This window comes from Glutamicibacter sp. NPDC087831 (assembly GCF_044742845.1).
In the GTDB taxonomy this organism is placed as follows: domain Bacteria; phylum Actinomycetota; class Actinomycetes; order Actinomycetales; family Micrococcaceae; genus Glutamicibacter.
Genome location: NZ_JBIUVH010000002.1, coordinates 627,579 through 647,206 on the forward strand (window position 1 = coordinate 627,579; position 19,628 = coordinate 647,206).

Consider the following 19,628-nt stretch of genomic DNA (forward strand, 5'->3'; position numbering starts at 1 on the left):
CTGGTACTCCGGAAAACGATAACCGGATAATGCGAGTAAAATTTCAAGCACACGTATTGAAAGCGAGTTCCCATGAGTTTGAAAGATCGCCTGCGCGATGACAGCATCGCCCATCTGAAGGCCGGCAACGAGCTGGAGAAGACGACCCTGCGCAATATCCTCAGTGCCATCGGCACCAAGGAAAAGTCCGGAAAGAACCCCAGCGAGCTCAACGACCAGGATGTCGAGAACCTGCTTCGCAAGGAAGTCGGCAACCGCGAGGAAACTGCTGGCCTGGCCGCCAAGGACGGCCGCACCGAATTGGCTGAACGCGAATTGGCCGAAGCCGCCTTCATCTCCACGTACCTGCCCAAGATGCTTGACGAAGCGCAAGCCCAGGACATTGTCGAGAGGATCATGGCCGAACTTGCAGCCGATCACGACCTGACCATGAAGGACATGGGCCAGGCCATGAAGCTGGTCGGCGCCGAAATCGCTGGCCGCTTCGATGGCAAGGCTGTCTCCCAGATGGTGCGCGCCAAACTGGGCTAGCCAACACTGGACTTTTCATTCGGCACGGGCCGTCCAACTTTTGGGGCGGCCCGTTGCCGTAGTCCAGGCAACGGGGATGGGATCCGGGTTTTGAAGCAGATAGTCTGTGGATACCATGCCTGACTTCCCGAAAAACCGCGCCACCCTGTCCAAGGGCTCTGGCGCACTGCTGATCCTTGCCATCATCCTGGCCTCGCTGAACCTGCGTCCTGCCGTCACCTCCTTGGGGTCCCTGCTTGATCTGGTGATTGGCGACCTGCAGATGAATGGCTTCGTGGCCGGAATGATCACCGGCATCCCTCCACTGTGCTTCGCGCTGCTGGGTCCCTTGGCGCCACGGCTGGCCGGGAAGCGCGGACCGGAACTAGTGGTGGCCTCAGCCATGGGTGCTGTCCTGTTGGGCATTGCCCTGCGCGCGGTGGCTCCGGGGACCGGATTCTTCCTGCTGTGCACCGCATTGGCCCTTGCGGGCATCGCGGTGGGCAACATTCTCATGCCGGTACTGGTCAAGCGCTGGTTCCCGGGAAAGATCGGGATTGTCACCGGCGCCTACACTACGGCGGTTGCCTTGGGTGCTTCCGGAGTTGCGGGGGTCGCCGTGCCGGTGAATCAGATGCTCGGCGGAAACTGGCGCGTGGGCTTGGGATTCTGGGCAATTCTGGCCTTGCTGGCGCTGGTGCTGTGGCTTTTGGTGTACTTCGGGATGCGCAACCAAATCGCAGCCCAGCAGCAGCATCTTGCCAGTAACTCAAATGATGCGGCCGGCATCGGGCCGATGAGCAAGAACGCCACCGCATGGTGGGTGGCGTTGTTCTTCGGCGGGCAGTCCGCCGTGGCTTATATCTTCATGGGGTGGCTGCCCAAGATCTTCATCGACTTGGGAGTCTCGCCGGCATTCGCTGGATCCCTGCTGGCGATCCTGCTGGGTGTGGGCGTGCCTTTGTCCTTCGTGATGCCGGCGCTCGCTGCCAAATTCTCGAACCAGGCGCCATTGGTGATCTTCAACGGTGCCGTGGGCATCATCGCCATCATCGGCATGCTGCTTGCTCCGGTCCAGGGAGCGGTGCTGTGGGCGGTGCTGCTGGGCATTTGCGGGTCGAACTTCCCGCTGGCCTTGACCATGATCGGCTTGAAGGCCCGCACCGCCGCGGGTGTCTCGAAGCTCTCCACCTTCGGCCAGTCTGCGGGCTATCTGCTGGCGTTCCCCGGTCCGTTCCTGGTCGGGGTGCTGCACGAAACTTCGGGTTCATGGGTTGCGCCAATGTGGCTTATTGCCGGCTTGATCGTTTTCCAGACCCTGGTCGGCATCATGGCCGGGCGTCCGCGCTACATCGAGGACACGCAACTAGAGCAAGTGCGCTAGCTGGCGACTTCGCCGGTCGCGGCTGAGTCGACGTGCTTGTCGAAACCGAGATCTGCCTGGCTTCCTGCGACCCGTCCGGCCAATGAGGCATTGGCGCTTCCGGCTGCGGCGCGGTTCCTGCTGCGGCGCAGGAACGGATATTGGTTGCTGACGAATTCGTCGACCTGTTCCTTGCGGCTGGCCAGGACCAGTTCGGTCCCGCTGCCGCTGTGCACGCTTTCTTCCTGGTAGAGGATGGCGATGCGCGAAGCGACTTGCAGGTAGAAGCTGCGCTGGAATTCGCGGCGTTCAATGGTTTTCTCGGAATCGGTGTACCAGTTCGCGTAGAGCTTGCCCTCCTGTGCCCACCAGTGGGCCATGGCGGCAGTCGCCTGGACAACCAAGGAGGCGAAGAGATTCTTGACGGTAGCTACATCCGATTCATGGCCGATGATGTACAGCCTGCACGAGGTCGAGTAGTTGCTTTGCAGCATGGACACCGTGCGGAAGGCCCGGCCCACAGCGGACAGGCCATCGCGCTGTCCCAGGCGGTAGACGCCGCGCATATCGAAGTGCTCCTCGATAATGGCTTCCTTCTTCTTGCCCCGGTGGGCCGAGTCGGCATCCAGTTCCGCACGGCCGATGCCATAGCGCACCATGAGCCGTTCGGCATGTTCCTGGAAGGCCTGCGCTTCGTGCGGGAAAGTGGTGTTCTCGGCCTTGTTCAGCAATAGGGCAATGCGTTCTTTCAAGCGTTGCAGCTTTTGCTCAGAGGTGCTCATGGCTTCTTCCTTGCTAGCGGTCCGGCGGTGGCGAAGCGGTCATATCCGGTTCTCTGCATTAGTTTGCCACGAGGTGCAGAGCCCTGCTTGAGGGGCTGTGGGTAACTGCCGCCAGTGGACCCTAGCCGGTTGTGCAAACCGCGCGTAGAGTGAAGGCACCAAGCAGGTCCAGCAGGCCCGCGAACTTCGCTTCGCGGCTGGTCATCGGAGGTTGTGATGGGTGATTTTCGTGCATACACCATGGAAGAGCGGGCCACGTACCTGGCTCCTTCATGCGATCGCTGCGGGCAGCACCGCCACATAGTGTGGGAGAAGGTTGAAGGAACCCAGACCTACCGTCCGCGTGATGCGGGGTGCTCCAATGAGGCCTGCACCGCCTAGCTAGCGCAGCGTGCGGGCAGGTACCGCTCACGAGCGGATGCCCAGGCTTGCCGAGATGCGTGCCGAGGCGGCCGTAAGCACGGCTGCAATGTGGTTGCGATCGCGTTCCAGTGGCGGGTAGATGACGGCGATGGCCGCGGGCTTGCCCTGCGGGAGCACCAGCGGAACGGCAATCGAGGTTAGTCCCGGGATCACTTCGTCATGGCTGAATTCGAAGTCCTTGGCCGGGTGCTCCTGGGGATTGAGCATGGAACGGATGACCCGTCCCGGTGCGCCGTTGTCGATCGGATGGCGGGTGCCCGGGCGCTGGGCTACGGTGGCATCGGCGAGCCGGGGTTCTGCGGTGCTCAGGGTAACGGCTGCCTCGCCATCGAAGACGACAAGCAGCGCCGTCATCTGCAGCTCATCGGAGACGGTGGCCAGATGCGGTGCGGACGCGGCCTGCAGGGACTTGGCGACGTTGCGCGCCAGCGCGCCCAGGCGGGCTCCCAACTCGAGCTCGCCTGCAGGATTGCGTTCCACGAAACCGTACTGCTCGAAGGTCTTGACCAGCCGGTAGGCCATGGAGCGGTGCACGCCCAGCAGTCCGGCGAGTTCCGAGACGCTCAGCGGCGTCGCGGATTCCCCGATCAGGGTCAGTGCCTCTAGCCCGCGGCCCAGGGTCTGCGAACCGCCTTCGGTGGTTTTGCTCATGTTCCAATCATTCCATCTGGCCTGCGCAGATGCCTGCCGTGCTGTTCCCGGTGTGATCCACGTCTTGCCTACAGCCTACGTGAAAGCTACGATTGTTTCTATAGTTAGAACAGTGTCGCAATTATAGAGACAATGAAGTTCAGCGGCACAGCGATAGGGGAGCCACATTATGCAGATTCACCACAGGGGATACGTTTCCGGGGATCCACGGGTCAAGGAAGCGGCCGGCTACGGCATCGACCGCGCCGAGCAAATTCCCGATGAAATGGATGTGCTGATCGTTGGAACCGGTCCGGCGGCCGCCGTGGTGACCGCGCAGCTCTCGCGCTTCCCGAGCATCAACGCCCGCGCCATCGAGATGCGCCCGGGCCGGCTCGACGTCGGCCAGGCCGACGGCATCCAGGCCCGCTCGGTGGAAACCTTCCAGGCTTTCGGCTTCGCCAACGAGGTTGTCGAAGAGGCCTACCGCAATGTCGAAATGTGCTTCTGGACCCCGGACCCCGAGAACCCGGCGAACATCAAGCGCCATTCGCGTGCTGCCGACGACTCCACCGGAATGAGCGAATTCCCGCACATCTACGTGAACCAGTCGCGCATCCTGGACTACTTCCTGCGTGACGCCGAACGCGCGCCGGGCAAAATCACCCCGGACTACGGCGTGGAATACCTCGGCTGCGAGATCGACCCGGACGCCGAATACCCGGTGTCCGCGCGCATCAAGTACGTGGCGGGGCCGCGTACTGGCGAAGAGCGCATCGTGAAGGCCAAGTACCTGGTTGGCGGCGACGGTGCGCGCAGCCAGGTGCGCCGCTCGCTGGGCCACAAGCTGCACGGCGATGCGGCCCTGCATGCCTGGGGCGTCATGGACGTCATGGTCAACACCGACTTCCCGGACATCCAGGTCAAATGCTCCATCCAGTCCCACGTCGCGGGCAATATCCTGCTCATCCCGCGCGAGGGCGGCTACCTGGTCCGCTTCTACGTGGACCTGGGCGAGCTGACCGCCGAGGATGCCGGGGCCATCCGCAACACCCCGGTCGAGGAAATCGTGGCCACGGCCAACCGCATCATCCACCCGTACACCATGGACGTGAAGAACGTCGCCTGGTTCTCGGTCTACGAGGTGGCCCACCGCATCACCGACGGCTTCGACGACGTTTCCGATGAGGAGCGCGGCACCCGTTGCGCGCGTGCCTTCATCATGGGCGATGCCTGCCACACCCACTCGGCCAAGGCCGGGCAGGGCATGAACGTGTCCATCCAGGACGGCTTCAACCTGGGCTGGAAGCTGGCCGCCGTGCTCGAAGGCCGCGCCCCGGATGCGCTGCTGGATACCTACGCCGGGGAACGCAAGGTCATCGCGCAGAACCTGATCGACTTCGACAAGGAATGGTCCACCCTGATGGCCAAGTCGGTGGACGATTGGGAAGACCCTGACGAGCTGGAGAAGTACTACACCAAGACCCAGGAATTCCCTGCCGGGTTCATGACGCAGTACACCCAATCGCCGATCACCGCCGGCCTGGAGCACCAGGATCTGGCCCCGGGCTTCCCGGTGGGCAAGCGCTTCAAGTCCGCCGAGGTCATCCGCCGTTCTGATAACCGCTGGCGCCACTTGGGCCACTTCCACGAGGCTGACGGACGCTGGCGCATCTACGCCTTCGCCGATGCGGCAGCACCGGCACTGGAGGGCACCGCAATGGCCGACTTCGCCGCTTGGTGGAGCGCCGATCCGGCATCGCCGCGCAACCTGTACACCCCGGCGGGCGGGGACGAGGATGCCGTTTTCGATACCAAGGCCATCTACCAGCAGGACTATACGCAGGTCGAGCTGCATGATGTGCCCAAGGCCTTCCAGCCGTTGAAGGTCCCGTACGGCCTGCACGACATCAACCAGGTATTCGCAGCCGGCCACGGCCGCGACATCTTCCGCGACCGCGAAATCAGCAAGAACGGCGCCATCGTGGTGGTCCGCCCGGACCAGTACGTCGCCGGGATCTTCCCGCTGGATGCGCGTGAGGAGATCGCCGCGTTCTTCGCCGGGAACATGCTTCCGGCCAACGGCTAGAAAACCCTCTTGGCTCTTTGGCCGCACCCGACTGAACCATGGGTGCGGCCAAGGGGCCAAGCCTGCATAACTGCCGCCAAGCTGTCGCGCGCTGCTGGTAGCCTCGGGTGCATGAGCGCACTTTTCGACACGCTGCCGGTTCGCCGCGTCACCGAACATCCCAAGGCACCCATGGATCGTTCCGACTGGGCCGCCCAGATCCCGGCGGTGCAGCAACTGCTTGACGAGGGCCTTGAACTGGGCCAGCTGACTGTGCTGGTGGGGGAAAATGGCGCGGGAAAATCAACGCTCGTCGAGGCGATTGCAGCGGCCTTTGGGCTGAATGCCGAGGGCGGAACCCGCAACAGCATGCACCAGACCCAACCCACCGAATCCGGGTTGTCCTCGCACCTGCAATTGGAACGCGGAGCCGGTGCGTCCAAGGCCGGAGTGTTCTTGCGCGCAGAAACCATGCACGGGCACTTCGCCTATCTGGGCTCCATCGGCTCGCGCGGAAAGCACAATTTCCAGAGCCATGGCGAATCCTTCGTCGAGTTCTTCACCGAGCGATCGTATGTCAATGGGTTGTGGGTCTTCGACGAAGCCGAGTCAGCGCTGTCCTTCAATGGCTGCCTCATGCTGCTCTCGCATATTGCAGATCTGCTGCGTTCCGGTTCCCAGGTGATTCTCTCCACCCACTCGCCAATTCTTGCTTCCTTGCCGGAGGCGAGAATCTATGAAATTGGCGAGTGGGGAATCCGCGAATCGGACTACGACGAGTTGGACATGGTGCGGAACTGGCGGCTTTTCCTGGATGCCCCGGGACGGTACCTGCGCCATTTCAATGACTAGATTGCCGACGCAGCGTGGTCTTCGGTTAGAGCGGCGCTGCTAATTCCCCTAAGCTTTAAGCAACGGAAGACGAAGGGACGCACTATGGCCAAGAAGCGCTCAATTTGGGCTCGAATGTTCGGTATCGGCAAGGCTAACGCCAACGCCGCTTTGGATGCTCTGGAGGATCCGAAGAAGATGCTGGACCAGTCGGTTCGCGAATACACCAACAACATTGCCCAGGCCGAGCAGGCGGTTGCCCAGACCATCGGCAACCTGCGCATGGCCGAGGACGACCACGCCAAGTTCCAGCAGGAAGCCAAGGACTGGGGCAACAAGGCGCTGGCCGCGTCGAACAAGGCTGACGAATATTCTGCCGCCGGTGACAGCACCAACCAGCAGAAGTTCAACCAGCTGGCCACGGTGGCCATCCAGCGCCAGATGGACGCCGAGAAGCGCGCCAAGAACCTGGGATCCACGATCACCACCCAGCGTGATGTCGTGGCCAAGCTGAAGACCGGTCTGAACACCATGCAGACCAAGCGCCAGGAACTGGTGGCCAAGCGCGATGAGCTGGTGGCCCGCGCGCGCAATGCCAAGACCCAGAACCAGATGATGGACACCCTCAAGGCCCTGGACATCAACGACCCGACCAGCGAGATCAGCCGCTTCGAGCAGCAGATCCGCCAGGACGAAGCCAAGGTCCGCGGTGCGCAGGAACTGGCGGCCTCTTCCCTGGATGCGCAGTTCGCGCAGCTGGAAGACCTCGGTGCCGAGACCGAAGTTGATGCGCGCTTGGCAGCCTTGAAGGCCAGCAACGCCCCACAGGACATCCTCGAGGAAGCCGACGGCGCAGCGCAGATCGAAGCCGGCGCACCGCAGGTTTCCGAGATCGAAGCACGCCTGGCTGCCTTGAAGAAGAACCAGGCCTAGGTCCTAGCCACAAGCGCCAAAGCGTCCCTTCCCGGATCACTACTGATCCGGGAAGGGACGCTTTGCCTTTTTCGTGGGAACCGGGTCTAGCGGCCAACCGATTCCTGGGCGGTGCCTGCTGGATGCAAGGTGGCACTGCCTGCGGAGACATCGATCGTGATCTTGTTAGGGGAGTTCGGATCGGTGGCGAGCAGGTTCTCGACGGATCCGGCGGCCGTATTCTGCCGCAGGTCGTAGGTGGCCTCGGGCAGTTCCAGCTCCAGCGAGCCGGCGCTGACACTGCCCTCGATGCTCTTGGGCGCCGTGCCCGAGAGTTCGCCAATGAGTTCGCCGGCCGAGATATCAAACCGGGCGCTTCGGACATTGTCCAGGCGCACCGTTGCTTCCCCTGCGCCCAAGTCGATATCGGCGGTGTGCGCGCTGCCGGTGAGGTTCAGCTCCCCGGCACCGACTTCAACCACCAGGTCCTTGTAGGCGCCGACTGCGTTGAAGGATCCGGCGGACAGCTCGAAGTCCGCATCCAGCGTTCCGTTGTCCATGGATTGCGGAAGCACCAGCGTTGCCTCGTTGTCGTCGAATCCGCAGCCGAAGAAGCAGAAGTTGTCCCAGGCATTCGGGGCTTCGACGATGAGCCGATTGCGCTCCCGATGCAGCTTCCAGCTCGCGGCCTTGGCGCTTTTGACTTCAAGTGTTGCCTTGTCGGTGTCCGCAAAGACCAGATCGAAGCGTCCCGAGCTCGCCGAAACTTCCAAGGCGGTCACCCCGGAGACCTCTGCTTCGTGGACCGAATGCTCCCGGGAGACCGAAGCAAAGGCGCTGCGTGCCGTGGCGATGACCAAGGTGAGAATGACCAGCCCGCCGAGCACCGCGAGGATGATATTCAGCGGCTTGCCGTTGTTGGGTGGCGCCGGTGGGTTTGGCGGTAGCGGCATGGTTTGCGTGGTAGTCATGATCCTGTCCTGTCTGTGCGGTTGGTGCCCAGGGTTTCAATATGAGCCAGGGCTGCCAGCACGCGCCGGTTGCCCGTTCCGTCGGCTTCCAAGCCGAGTTTCTGGAAGATGGAAGTGATGTACTTTTCTACGCTGGCCTCCGAGAGGAAGAGCAGCGCGGCGATCGCCTGGTTGGATTTTCCTTCGGCCAGTGCGGCCAGGACTGTGCGTTCCCGGTCGGTCAGCTTCTGCATGCGGTCATCGTGATTGCGTCGAGTCAACAGCTGTGCCACCACTTCCTGGTCCAAGACGGTTCCACCACCTGCAATCTGCTCCAGCGAGGCAATGAACTCGCTGACATCCGCAACGCGGTCCTTGAGCAGGTAGCCGATCGCTCCGGACTGGGTGGAAATCAGTTCCGAGGCGTAGCGCTCCTCGACGTACTGGGAGAGCACCAGCACCGGCAGGTCTGGATACTTCTTGCGCAGTTCCAGCGCCGCACGGATGCCTTCATCCGTGTAGGTCGGCGGGAGGCGGACATCCAGGATGCAGACCTGCGGGAAATCATCGGCGGACGAGTTGTCCAGGAAATCCATCAGCCCGCTGGTTTCGGGCAAATCCGCGACAACATGGTGGCCGCTGTGGGCCAGCAACCTGACCAGCCCTTCACGCAGAAGGACCGAATCCTCGCAAATCAGTACGCGCATGGCACGTTCACCTCCACTGCAGTTGGCCCGCCCTGGGGGCTGTCCAGGTTGAAGGTGCCGCCGGCGGCGAGCACCCGATTATTGATTCCATCCAGGCCGCCGCCGGGGGTGATGAGCGCCCCGCCGGTGCCGTTGTCCTCGATGCGGGCCCACAGGCTTTGCTGGCCCTCATGCTCCCGGACCCTCACGGTGATCTGGCAGCGCTGGGCCCGCGAATGCTTGGCAGCATTGGTCAGCGCCTCGGCAATGGCGAAGTACACCGCCGCTTCGGCCACGCGCGGATAGCGCCCATTGAGCTGGATATCCAGGCCCACCGGGATATGCGAGCGGCCTGCGATAGCCGAGAGTGCCGCATCCAGTCCGCGGTCATCGAGTACCGACGCGTAGATTCCGCGGGTGAGCTGGCGCAGTTCGGTAATCGCGGACTTGGTTGAAGCGTGGGCTTCGGCCACCAGTTCCTTGGCCTGGCGCGGATCGCTGTCGATCTGCTGGTGCGCAAGCCCCAAGGTCATGGCCACGGAGACCAGCCGGGGCTGGACCCCATCGTGCAGGTCGCGTTCGATGCGGGTGCGCTCCACCTCTGCGGCGCGCACCGCTCCTTCGCGCTGCACCGCGGTGGTGCGCACGCGTTCGACCAGTGCACTCTCGCGGGCAATAGAGCCGACGATTCCCACGGTGACCATCCGGTGCAAGAAAACCAAGCCGATAACCACTGCTATTCCCAGCAGCGCCGCCAGCACCAGCCAAGGTGCCTGGCTTACCGGGGTCTGGAAGCCCCACAGCCCGGGAACGGTTGCCAGCGGGTCGGCACTATCTGCCTGCAAGACCGGGGCGAAGGCAACGATGGACGAACGCACGGCCATTTGCAGGGCAGTGAGCATCAGCGAGCCGGCCAGGCAGGAGAAGAGCAAGCTTCCCAGCAGCGCCCACATGCGTCCGTTGGACACATTGCGTCCGAGCGAACGGACGTATTCGCCAAAGCCTTCACGGCGGCGTGGCCGCCAGGTCAGCGGAGCGACGTCCATGTCGTAGAGGTTGCTGATTCGAGTCAGCTCGAAGCGGGCCAGGCCGAAGAGCGCATAGACCATTCCGGCCAAGACGACCAGGCCCAAACCGAGGATCGGGGTCAGCGCGACGCCTACCGAGAGCCAGGCCAGCAGCAGCGAAAACAGGATCAGGCCGGCAGACCCGAACAATGCCATATGCAGCAGCGTCATGCCCAATCTCAGCGGGGGACGGGCAGGTGCGGTGCCCGGTAGAACCTTAGGTGTCGAAGTCATACCTCAACACTAGAGCGCGCAGGTCAGCGCCAACACCGAGGGAACCGGAGTTCTTCATTATGGAAAACCCGAAGAATTTGCCTCCCAGGGTGCCCTTTGGGCTTTTCGGAGCGCAGGATGGACAGATGGACACGAACCAGGATCCGCAGGCGGCAGGAACAGCGCCCCTCGAGATCAGGCCGCTGGCCGAAGAACGCATGGACGACTTCGCGACGGTAGTGAATCCGAGCCGGAGGCAGAAGCATTGCTGGTGCTTGTCGCACCGGATCGGTGCCGTCGAGATCAGGGAACGAGGCGCAGGGGACCGGTTCGCCGCCATGCGCTCACTGAGCACCGAGCCGATTGCCCCGGGAGTGATCGCTTATCGCGCAGGGGAACCGGTGGGCTGGTGCAGCATCGCTCCGCGATCGAGGATCCCACTGCTGGAAAAGTCCAAGCTCATCAGGCCCGTGGATGATCTGGAGGCTTGGAGCATCACCTGCATGGTGGTGCGCAGCGGCTACCGCCGCCAGGGCGTGAATCGGGAAATGGTCCAAGGCGCAGTGCAGTATGCGCGGGACCTCGGGGCGCCAGCGGTCGAAGCCTACCCCGTGGATCCGGCAGGGCGGATGGACCTGACCATGGCCTTCGTCGGAACCAGGAAGATGTTCGAGCAGGCCGGGTTCGAGGTCGTCGGGGTCAGCGACGCCCAGGCCAGCAGGATGCCCCGGCTGATCATGCGCAAACTGCTCTGACCCGGTGACGCTGTGTTGCATTTGCTCCGCTTTGGCACCGGGATAAGGAACCGGCGTGAATTAGCGAGGTTCCGTCAGCGCTTCAACGCCGCGCACCCCTTCATCATCCAGACGAGGTTTGAAATACGTGGAAATGGCCGTCTTGGCTGCGTTTCCGGCGGTGACTGGCTCTCTGGCTTCAATTGCATCGAAGATAGCTCGGTCCAATGCCACCACTTTTTTCATTTCTAGGGACTCGTTGTCCGCGTGGCTCATCTGGTCATTCATGACGCTCAAGATGGCACCGGATACCGCCTCGCCACAGATCCGCAACAGGCTGTTGTGGCTGGCTTCCCATACGGCCGCGTGGAAATCGAGGTCGGCTCGGTTGAAGGATCCGGAGCCCGCAGCCGCCTCAGATTCCATGCGTTCAACTGCATCGCGCATGACCGATAATTGCTCGGAACTATGCATTACGGCCGCTAGCTGGCAGGCGGAACTCTCCAGAACGATTCTGAATTGAACCAATTCCGAGAGTGAGAGGGTAGCTATGCGCGCCATATTGGCAAAGGATCTGCCCAGATTATCCGTGGAAACCGGCAAGACAACTGGACCGCTGCGGCTACCGGGACGCGACGCAATGAGGCCTTGGCTCTGTAATACTCGCAATGCCTCGCGGACCGTTGGCCGGCTGACGGAGAACTGCACCATGAGCTCGCGTTCACTGGGAAGGTGCTGGCCAGGTTCAATTTCCTTGGACAGAATCGCTTCCTCGATTTGTTGCACTACTCGCTCGTAGGTCAATGTTGGCACGGCCGGCGTGAAAGTTAGCTTGCTCAATTGGGGCCTTCCTTTAGCTGCGAGTGGAAACGGTTAGCGGACAAGGTATTGCAGTTCTCCGGGGCGGCACCGCCCCAGTCAAATATTTCGACAACTGGTAAGACCAGAAAACTTAGTAGAAATATCAGCATATATGGTGTTGTATGGATCACATCACTCAATGGACATGTTGACCGATGGAGATCCCATGAAAGAGAAAAAGAACTACAGTCGGCTTGCGGCGACAGTGCTGGTTGGCTCTCTGGCGCTAACCGCGTGCTCTGCAGGATCAGGCGGGACTTCGTCGGAAGGCTCGGCCGAAAACACTTCAGTGACCGTCGCGCTAACTGGTGAACCGGTCAATCTGGACTTCACCACGACTGCAGGCGCTGCTATTCCGCAAGCGCTCATGTCCAATGTCTATGAAGGATTGGTCGAGATCGACCAAGAAGGAAAGATCCAGCCGTTGCTCGCCGAATCGTGGGAGCTGAGCAACGGGAACAAGACTTATACGTTCAAGCTTCGCGAAGGCGCAACCTTTTCCAATGGCGAAGCGTTCACTGCCGATGACGTCAAATTCAGTATCGAACGAGTCCAATCCGATGACTGGGTCTCTAGCTTGAAGACGAAAATGGAAATCGTGGACTCTGTCGATGTCCTCAGTGATTCCGAAGTCGCCATTACCCTGAAGCAGCCGAGTAATGCCTGGCTTTTCGACATGGGCACCTTGGTCGGAGCCATGTTCGATCCAAGCGGCGTTGACGAACTAGCTTCGACCGCCATTGGGACTGGGCCATACGAAATTGATGCGTGGAACCGCGGGCAGTCCATCGAACTCGCGACACGCGATGACTACTGGGGCGAGAAACCGCAGGTTGAAAAGGTCTCACTGCGCTACTTCGCCGATGCGGTAGCCACGACCAATGCACTTCAATCCGGCGACGTGGATGTCGTCTACAACATGCAGTCCCCGGAACTGCTGTCCCGTTTCGAATCAAATGACAAGTACCAGGTCCTTGACGGCACCTCCAATGGCGAGATCGTCTTGTCCATGAATAACAAAAAAGCTCCGTTCGATGACAAGCGCGTGCGCCAAGCCGTCATGTATGCCATCGACCGCCAAGCTGTAGTCGACACCGCATGGAACGGCTACGGCACGGTGGTGGGCGGACCGGTTCCGACCACCGACCCGTACTACGAGGATCTGAACGATATCTACCCGTACGACCCGGAGAAGGCCAAGGCGTTACTCAAGGAAGCTGGAGCCGAGAACCTGCAGATCACTTTCAAGGTTCCAACTCGCCCTTACGCAACCGCAGTCTCTGAAATAGTCGTCTCGCAACTGGCTGATGTCGGAATCGACGCTAAGATCGAGTCCTCCGAATTCCCCGCGGTCTGGCTCGACGAGGTCTTCACCAAGCACGATTACCAGATGTCGGTCGTCCTGGCAGTGGAGAGCCGAGATGTTTTGGCAATGTTCAACAACCCGGACTACTACCTGGGCTACGACAATTCAGGCATTGAGGAGCTTGCCGCAAAAGCCGATGCTGCCGACGAAGCCGGATACGTGGATGGCATGAAAAAGGTGGTTCGCACCATCGTTGATGATGCAGCTGCAGATACCCTGTTCATCTTCCCGAACATCGTGGTAGCCAAGGCAGAGGTGACCGGCATTCCGGCCAACTCCGTGACCGAAGCATTGGATATGACCAATATCGGCTGGAAATAGCTTCCATAGCCGCACCGACAAAGGGAAAATCACGTGGGTATTAGATTACTGATCAACTTGGCAAGATTCGTTGTCACTTATGTGATTGCAACGGTTGCAGTGTTCCTTTTCATGCGAGCAATTCCCGGAGATCCTGCCCAGATTGCCCTGGGTGTGAACGCCACCCCGGAGCTATTGGCCAAAACGCGAGCCGAGTTCGGGACCGATCGGCCGCTGATCGTCCAGTACTTTGACTGGGCGCTGGGGTTGCCCACCGGCAACTTCGGCACATCCTACGTCACGCGGCAAGATATCAGTCCGCTGATTGTCGACCGGGTGCAAGTCAGCCTGATCCTGGTACTGCTGGCAATGGTCCTCGCCCTGGCGATTGCGATTCCTTTCGGCACCTACGCGGCGGTCAAGCACCGCAATCCGAGCGGCATCATTGTCAGCGGAATCAGCCAGGTAGGCGTGGCCATTCCCAACTTCCTCGCCGGCATTCTGCTGGTGGTCGTCTTTGCCGTGGGCCTGGGTTGGCTTCCGGCCAACGGGTGGACACCGCCCGGCGAGGACTTCGGAGATTTCATTTCCCGCGTCGTCCTGCCGGTGCTCGCTCTGGCATCCGTGCAGGGAGCTATCCTGACTCGCTATGTCCGTTCGGCGGTGATGGAAGTGATGAACGAGGATTACTTGCGGACCGCACGGTCCAAGGGCCTCGGGAAGCTTGAATCGCTGATCAAGCATGGTCTGCGCAACGCCTCCATCCCGGTTCTGACAGTTACCAGCGTGCAGTTGGCGGCATTGATCATTGGCGCGGTGGTCATTGAACGGGTGTTTGTGATCCCAGGCCTTGGGTCCATGCTGCTCGACGCGGTGGGCAACCGCGATCTTCTTACCGTGCAATCGGTGGTCATGGTGCTCGTCGCGATTACCTTGATCATCAACTTGGTCGTGGACGTGCTCTACACAATCCTGGATCCACGCATTCGAAAGGGCGCGTAATGTCTGCAGAACCAGTTACCGCTTCAAGCACCCGTCGCAAACTCTCCGTGACGCTGCTGGTAGGCAGCATCCTCGTAGCTCTCGTGGTGCTCGCTGCACTCGTCTCCTTTGTCTGGACCCCCTTCGATCCGGTACAAGCAGTTCCCCAGGATCGCTTGCAAGGATCCAGCGTCACCCATCTGATGGGTACCGACAGGTACGGACGCGACGTCTTTTCGGGAATCCTGTACGGAGCGCGCATTACCTTGCTGGTGGGTTTGGTTGCGGTAGGCATCGCCCTGATCATAGGGACGCCGCTAGGTATTCTGGCTGGCATGCGAGGCGGCATCACCGAGGAAGTTACCATGCGTGGCGCTGATATTCTCCTCGCTTTTCCCGCGTTGCTGGTAGCGATCATGTTCGGCGCCGTATTTGGAGCCAGCACATTCACGGCCATGCTTGCAATCGGCATTGGCTCGATACCCGGCTTTGCGCGTGTTGCGCGAAGCGGCACCCTGCAGGTGATGAGCACCGAATACATCATGGCTGCCAAGGCATCCAGCCAGAGCAGCTGGCGTATCGCCCGGCGCCATGTGTTGCCCAATATCATCGGCATGGTCGTGGTGCAGTGCTCGGTATCGTTCGCAATTGCGGTACTTGCCGAAGCTGCGCTGTCCTTCCTTGGCTTGGGCACTCCACCACCGGTCCCATCCTGGGGCCGCATGCTGCAAGAATCCCAGCAATTCCTGGGGACCTTCCCGATGCTCGCCGTTTGGCCGGGCGCCGCCATTGCCGTTGCAGTGTTGGGCTTCACCTTGCTTGGTGACGGTCTGCGTGATCGGTTCGATCCGAAACTGAATGGAGATCGGTAATCCATGGATAAGAAAACAACTACCGGCGCTCTGATAGATGTCAGGGGCCTGACAATCAGCACCAAGCACCGCACGCTTGTCTCGAACTTTAATCTGCGCATGAATCCGGGGGATCGTGTAGGGCTGATTGGCGAATCTGGTTCCGGAAAGTCCATGACCACATCCGCCCTTATGGGGTTGCTCCCGGAAGGTGTCAGCGCCAGTGGCTCCATCCAGCTTGCGGGTCACCCACGGAATCTGGTCGAGGCAACTGACAGGGAACTGCAGAAAATCCGTGGCAAGGATATGAGCATGGTCTTCCAGGAGCCGCTGACCGCATTGAATCCGCTGATGAAAGTCGGTCCGCAGGTCGCGGAAATTATGACCAGTCATAAGACCGTCGCTTCAAAATCAGCGGCTCAGGCTCGTGCGGTGGAACTGCTCGGATCGGTTAAGCTCCCGGATCCGGCACGGGCCGCCCGCTCTTATCCGCACCAGCTTTCTGGAGGCCAGCGACAGCGCGCCATGCTGGCGATGGCCTTGGCGAATAACCCGGGTCTCTTGCTCTGCGATGAACCGACCACGGCTTTGGACGTTACGGTTCAACGCCAAGTTCTGGATCTGATCTTGGAATCGGTCCAAGAACGCGGCACCGGGTTGCTGTTCATCACCCATGACCTTTCGGTGGTCGCCAACGTCTGCGACCGGGTGCTGGTGATGAACAACGGCCAAGTGGTTGAAGAAGGCGATACCGGCGAGGTATTCAGCAATCCGCAACACCCTTACACCCGAGGACTGCTGGCTGCCTCGGACCTGAATGCCACAGATGCCGACGGCAGGTTATTCACCGTGGCTTCGGCCGCTTCCTACATCCCGCCTTTGGCCGAAGCGCAGCCAGTCGTGGAAGCAGCAAACGCGGAAATAAGCGATCTCCGGGAACACGACCAGGCCGCGGGGGACACTGCTCCCGAAGTGCCCTCGTTGATCAGTGTCAAGGACCTGACGCGAATCTATCCTGTCGGACGCTCGTCGCTCTTCGGGAAGCGGTCGGAGGTGCATGCGTTGAAAGGCGTTTCCTTTGACGTTGCTGCCGGGCAACGTTTCGGTGTGGTCGGTGAATCCGGTTCCGGAAAATCCACCCTCTTGCGCATCTTGGCAGGTCTGGACCAACCCACCTCAGGCAGTGTTCGTGTGGCAGGAAGCGAGGTTGCAGGGGCCAAGGAGCGGGATCTGGTCCAATTGCGCCAGCAGCTGCAGATCGTTTTCCAGGATCCCATGGGATCGCTGGATCCGCGGATGCGTGTCCGCGACATTATCGCTGAGCCTTTGCTTGTTCCGGGGCAAAAGGTGGATAGCGCCAAGCACCGGAAGATGGTCGCAGAGATGCTCGGATCGGTGGGACTGCCGGCCGATGCCGCGGAGCGCTTCCCGCATCAATTCTCCGGTGGACAGCGCCAGCGAATCTCCATTGCTCGTGCGCTGATCTGCGAGCCTCGGGTGCTGGTGGCTGATGAACCGGTCAGCGCTCTTGATGTCTCCGTCCGGGCCCAAGTACTGAACCTGCTTTCGGACTTGGTCGACGACTACCATCTGACCCTCGTCTTCGTCTCCCACGATCTTGGCGTGGTGCGGCATATCTGCGACAACGTCGTGGTGATGAATGAAGGGCGGATCGTCGAAAGCGGAACCACCGAACAGATCTATGACAGTCCGCAGCATGCGTATACGCGGACTTTGGTGAATTCATCCATGTCCCTGCGCAACGAACTGGCCCTGCGCTAGTAATGCTCATTTTCCTTGAGAGGCCATCATGTCCCAGCTTTCTGAACACACCACCGCACTGCACCAGCTGTCCGCGCAGGAACTTCACGCGTCCTATGCTGCGAAGGACATCTCGCCGGTGGATGTAGCAGAGTCGGTCATCAAACGGGTTCAGGAACGTGAACCGGTACTCAACGCGATGTACCAGTTCGATCCGGAAGACGTGCTGAGCCAGGCACGCGAAAGCGAGCAACGCTGGGCCAGCGGAACAGCGCTCGGTCCACTAGACGGGGTGCCGGCAACGGTCAAGGAGAACATAGCACGCAAGGGCATCCCGATGCCTTCGGGAACGGCCCTATCCAACCCCAAGGTGCCCACGCAGAACGCGCCGATCACCGATCGGATTCTTGAAGCCGGCGGCATCCTGGCTGGCTCGACTACGATGCCGGACTGGGGCATGCTCTCTTCGGGTGTTTCCAGCCTTCACGGAATATCGCGTAGCGCTTGGAACCCTGGATGGACCACCGGTGGCTCCAGTGCGGGTGCGGGATCGGCGGCTGCTGCTGGATACGGGCCACTGCATGTCGGCACCGACATCGGTGGATCCATTCGCCTGCCCGGCGGCTGGCAGGGGTTGGCAACACTGAAACCCAGTGCAGGATTGATTCCCCTGGATGTCCCGTACATTGGCCGGGCGGCCGGCCCGATGGGACGTACCGTGGATGACATTGCCCTTTTCATGTCAGTGCTCGGACAACCAGATATCCGTGACTATTCGGCACGGGCCTATCCGGCCATGCAATGGCAGTCAAAGCTTGGCAGCGTCCGCGGGATGAGAATCGGGTTGCAGCTTGAAGCTAACGCTGGGGTCGCTGTCGACCCCGAAATCCGATCGGCGGTGCAGTCGGTAGCGGACACTTTTGCGCAGGACGGTGCCAGGGTGGAAGAGTTGCAGCCCTTCATCGACCAAGGCATGCTTGACCAGCTTGACCGCTTTTGGCGTACCCGGTCCTGGGCCGATTTCCGTGAACTGAGCGAAAGCGAGCAGGCGAAGGTCCTGGATTACATCGTGCGCTGGTGCGAAGGAGGAGCCAAGTTCGATGGCGCCGACACGATCAGGAATTTCGGTGCGATCGACCAGATGCAGAAGGTGACCATCGCGGCTACCGCCGGGTATGACCTCATCATCTCTCCGGTCTCCCCGATGGCTGCTTTTCCTGCGGAACAACCGATGCCAGTGGTGGATCCTGACGCCACCATGGGCCATATTGCCTTCACCGTCCCGTACAACATGTCCGGTCAGCCAGCGGCTACCGTCAATTGCGGTTTCACGTCCGAGGGCAAGCCCATTGGCGTGCAGCTGGCCGGAGCAGTTGGAACCGATGACGATGTGCTTCGCGCAGCCAGCTGGTATGAGGCAGCTCGGCCAGATAGCGCCAAACCGCAGTGGTCGAACTTGGACTGAAAATCCCGTATAAGCAGGGCACAGCAACCACCGCAGTTGCTGTGTCCTGCTTGTTGTTCTGATCTGCAGTATCGGGAAATCAGCTGGTTTGCGTGGCCTGTCCGAAGGACGCCAGCGCGGCAAGAGCTGTCCGGTCATCGGCAGGTACCAGATGACCGTAGTATTCGAACAGGCTGCTGCGGGCAAGATGCTCAGCCAGATGCGCATCTTGCTTCTGGATGGCCATGAAGACCTCGTGATGATGGTCGAGGGTGCGTTGCATCAAAGCCTCGCCATCGGAACTTTGTTCAATGCTGGACGTGATGAGCTGCTCGATGGACTGGCGGACTGCTTCGCCGGTAATCTGCAGCAGTGCATGGCCGCTGGCCTGCGCGATCACGTCATGGAAATCGAGGTCTGCCTGGCTGAAAGCGCTTTGGCTCTGCGAACGCGCCGCCCGCATCCGCGCCATCGCCTTCTCGAGCTTCAATAAGTCCGCATCGGAACGTCGCGTTGCGGCCAGCGAATTGGCCGAAGATTCCATGGTCATGCGATAAATGAGCAGATCCGCGAGGCTCGACGAAGAGGTCGTGGCCAAACGGCTTATCATTTTGCGCAAAGGCGCTGACGTGGGAGAGAGGACAACCGCTCCGCGCGGATCACCCGGCCTAGAGGCAACTATCCCGTTGCTTTCCAAGACCCGCATCGCTTCACGCACCGATGAACGACTCACCTCAAACTGGGTTACAAGTTCACGCTCTCCGGGCAGATGATCCCCGATTTTCAGTTCGCCGCTAAGTACCTGGCTTTCAATGGAACTGACGATGGCTTCAAAAGCGCGCGTCTTAGTTGCAGCTGGCACCTCTGGTGTCTGTGACATCTTAAGTCGCTTTCG

General features: G+C 60.8%; 18 protein-coding genes. 11 read left to right on the top strand and 7 right to left on the bottom strand.

Annotated features, from left to right (window positions below):
• Positions 1 to 72: 72 nt before the first annotated feature.
• On the top strand, positions 73 to 531 hold the full coding sequence (locus ACIOJF_RS09420; protein ID WP_105662056.1) for a GatB/YqeY domain-containing protein: 459 nt from the start codon (positions 73 to 75) through the stop codon (positions 529 to 531).
• A 115-nt stretch (positions 532 to 646) separates the two neighbouring features.
• The gene (locus tag ACIOJF_RS09425) at positions 647 to 1,894 is read left to right on the top strand and encodes an MFS transporter (protein WP_286134065.1); all 1,248 of its coding nucleotides are present in this window, start codon (positions 647 to 649) and stop codon (positions 1,892 to 1,894) included.
• Here the strand turns inward: ACIOJF_RS09425 and ACIOJF_RS09430 are convergent.
• Complete coding sequence (locus ACIOJF_RS09430; RefSeq protein ID WP_105662055.1) at positions 1,891 to 2,655, bottom strand: DUF2786 domain-containing protein; 765 nt, start codon at positions 2,653 to 2,655, stop codon at positions 1,891 to 1,893. The genes ACIOJF_RS09425 and ACIOJF_RS09430 overlap by 4 nt on opposite strands.
• 408 nt (positions 2,656 to 3,063) lie before the next feature.
• Entirely contained in the window at positions 3,064 to 3,729 is a 666-nt protein-coding gene (locus ACIOJF_RS09435) for an IclR family transcriptional regulator (RefSeq protein ID WP_402741570.1), read from the bottom strand.
• Positions 3,730 to 3,898: 169 nt separating this feature from the next.
• Between ACIOJF_RS09435 and ACIOJF_RS09440 the strand changes: the two genes are divergently transcribed.
• From ACIOJF_RS09440 to ACIOJF_RS09450, 3 genes are all read left to right on the top strand, one after another.
• Positions 3,899 to 5,797 (top strand): FAD-dependent monooxygenase, encoded by a 1,899-nt coding sequence (locus ACIOJF_RS09440; protein WP_402741571.1) that lies wholly within the window; start codon positions 3,899 to 3,901, stop codon positions 5,795 to 5,797.
• Between the two features lie 111 nt (positions 5,798 to 5,908).
• Positions 5,909 to 6,628 carry an AAA family ATPase gene (locus tag ACIOJF_RS09445; protein ID WP_105656122.1) on the top strand — a complete coding sequence of 240 codons (720 nt, stop codon included), beginning with the start codon at positions 5,909 to 5,911 and terminating at the stop codon, positions 6,626 to 6,628.
• An 84-nt stretch (positions 6,629 to 6,712) separates the two neighbouring features.
• Entirely contained in the window at positions 6,713 to 7,540 is an 828-nt protein-coding gene (locus tag ACIOJF_RS09450) for a PspA/IM30 family protein (protein ID WP_105656123.1), read from the top strand.
• 86 nt (positions 7,541 to 7,626) lie between these two features.
• Here the strand turns inward: ACIOJF_RS09450 and ACIOJF_RS09455 are convergent, their stop codons facing one another.
• From ACIOJF_RS09455 to ACIOJF_RS09465, 3 genes are read right to left on the bottom strand one after another with little or no spacing between them, the layout of a single operon-like run.
• Positions 7,627 to 8,490 carry a hypothetical protein gene (locus ACIOJF_RS09455; protein ID WP_388023505.1) on the bottom strand — a complete coding sequence of 288 codons (864 nt, stop codon included), beginning with the start codon at positions 8,488 to 8,490 and terminating at the stop codon, positions 7,627 to 7,629.
• The gene (locus ACIOJF_RS09460; protein WP_105656125.1) at positions 8,487 to 9,176 is read right to left on the bottom strand and encodes a response regulator transcription factor; all 690 of its coding nucleotides are present in this window, start codon (positions 9,174 to 9,176) and stop codon (positions 8,487 to 8,489) included. The genes ACIOJF_RS09455 and ACIOJF_RS09460 overlap by 4 nt, the downstream gene beginning before the upstream one ends.
• Positions 9,164 to 10,456, bottom strand: a complete 1,293-nt coding sequence (locus tag ACIOJF_RS09465; RefSeq protein WP_105662052.1) for a sensor histidine kinase — start codon at positions 10,454 to 10,456, stop codon at positions 9,164 to 9,166. Before ACIOJF_RS09465 ends, ACIOJF_RS09460 begins: the two co-directional genes overlap by 13 nt.
• Positions 10,457 to 10,581: 125 nt before the next feature.
• Between ACIOJF_RS09465 and ACIOJF_RS09470 the strand changes: the two genes are divergently transcribed.
• On the top strand, positions 10,582 to 11,190 hold the full coding sequence (locus ACIOJF_RS09470; protein ID WP_105662051.1) for a GNAT family N-acetyltransferase: 609 nt from the start codon (positions 10,582 to 10,584) through the stop codon (positions 11,188 to 11,190).
• Between the two features lie 60 nt (positions 11,191 to 11,250).
• Here ACIOJF_RS09470 and ACIOJF_RS09475 read toward each other — a convergent pair whose 3' ends face one another.
• The gene (locus ACIOJF_RS09475) at positions 11,251 to 12,009 is read right to left on the bottom strand and encodes a FadR/GntR family transcriptional regulator (protein ID WP_105656128.1); all 759 of its coding nucleotides are present in this window, start codon (positions 12,007 to 12,009) and stop codon (positions 11,251 to 11,253) included.
• Positions 12,010 to 12,196: 187 nt separating this feature from the next.
• Between ACIOJF_RS09475 and ACIOJF_RS09480 the strand changes: the two genes are divergently transcribed.
• The 5 genes from ACIOJF_RS09480 to ACIOJF_RS09500 are packed head-to-tail and all read left to right on the top strand — an operon-like array spanning position 12,197 to position 18,754.
• Positions 12,197 to 13,717, top strand: coding sequence for an ABC transporter substrate-binding protein (locus ACIOJF_RS09480; protein ID WP_105656377.1), 1,521 nt, complete (start codon positions 12,197 to 12,199; stop codon positions 13,715 to 13,717).
• A gap of 33 nt (positions 13,718 to 13,750) precedes the next feature.
• Positions 13,751 to 14,698, top strand: coding sequence for an ABC transporter permease (locus tag ACIOJF_RS09485; RefSeq protein ID WP_105656129.1), 948 nt, complete (start codon positions 13,751 to 13,753; stop codon positions 14,696 to 14,698).
• Positions 14,698 to 15,549: an ABC transporter permease gene (locus ACIOJF_RS09490; protein WP_105656130.1), complete on the top strand. Its 852-nt coding sequence runs from the start codon at positions 14,698 to 14,700 to the stop codon at positions 15,547 to 15,549. The genes ACIOJF_RS09485 and ACIOJF_RS09490 overlap by 1 nt, the downstream gene beginning before the upstream one ends.
• Positions 15,550 to 15,552: 3 nt before the next feature.
• Positions 15,553 to 17,310, top strand: a complete 1,758-nt coding sequence (locus ACIOJF_RS09495; protein ID WP_105656131.1) for an ABC transporter ATP-binding protein — start codon at positions 15,553 to 15,555, stop codon at positions 17,308 to 17,310.
• A gap of 28 nt (positions 17,311 to 17,338) precedes the next feature.
• Positions 17,339 to 18,754: an amidase gene (locus ACIOJF_RS09500; protein ID WP_402741572.1), complete on the top strand. Its 1,416-nt coding sequence runs from the start codon at positions 17,339 to 17,341 to the stop codon at positions 18,752 to 18,754.
• Positions 18,755 to 18,833: 79 nt separating this feature from the next.
• Here ACIOJF_RS09500 and ACIOJF_RS09505 read toward each other — a convergent pair whose 3' ends face one another.
• The gene (locus ACIOJF_RS09505; protein WP_402741573.1) at positions 18,834 to 19,613 is read right to left on the bottom strand and encodes a FadR/GntR family transcriptional regulator; all 780 of its coding nucleotides are present in this window, start codon (positions 19,611 to 19,613) and stop codon (positions 18,834 to 18,836) included.
• Between the last annotated feature and the right edge of the window lie 15 nt (positions 19,614 to 19,628).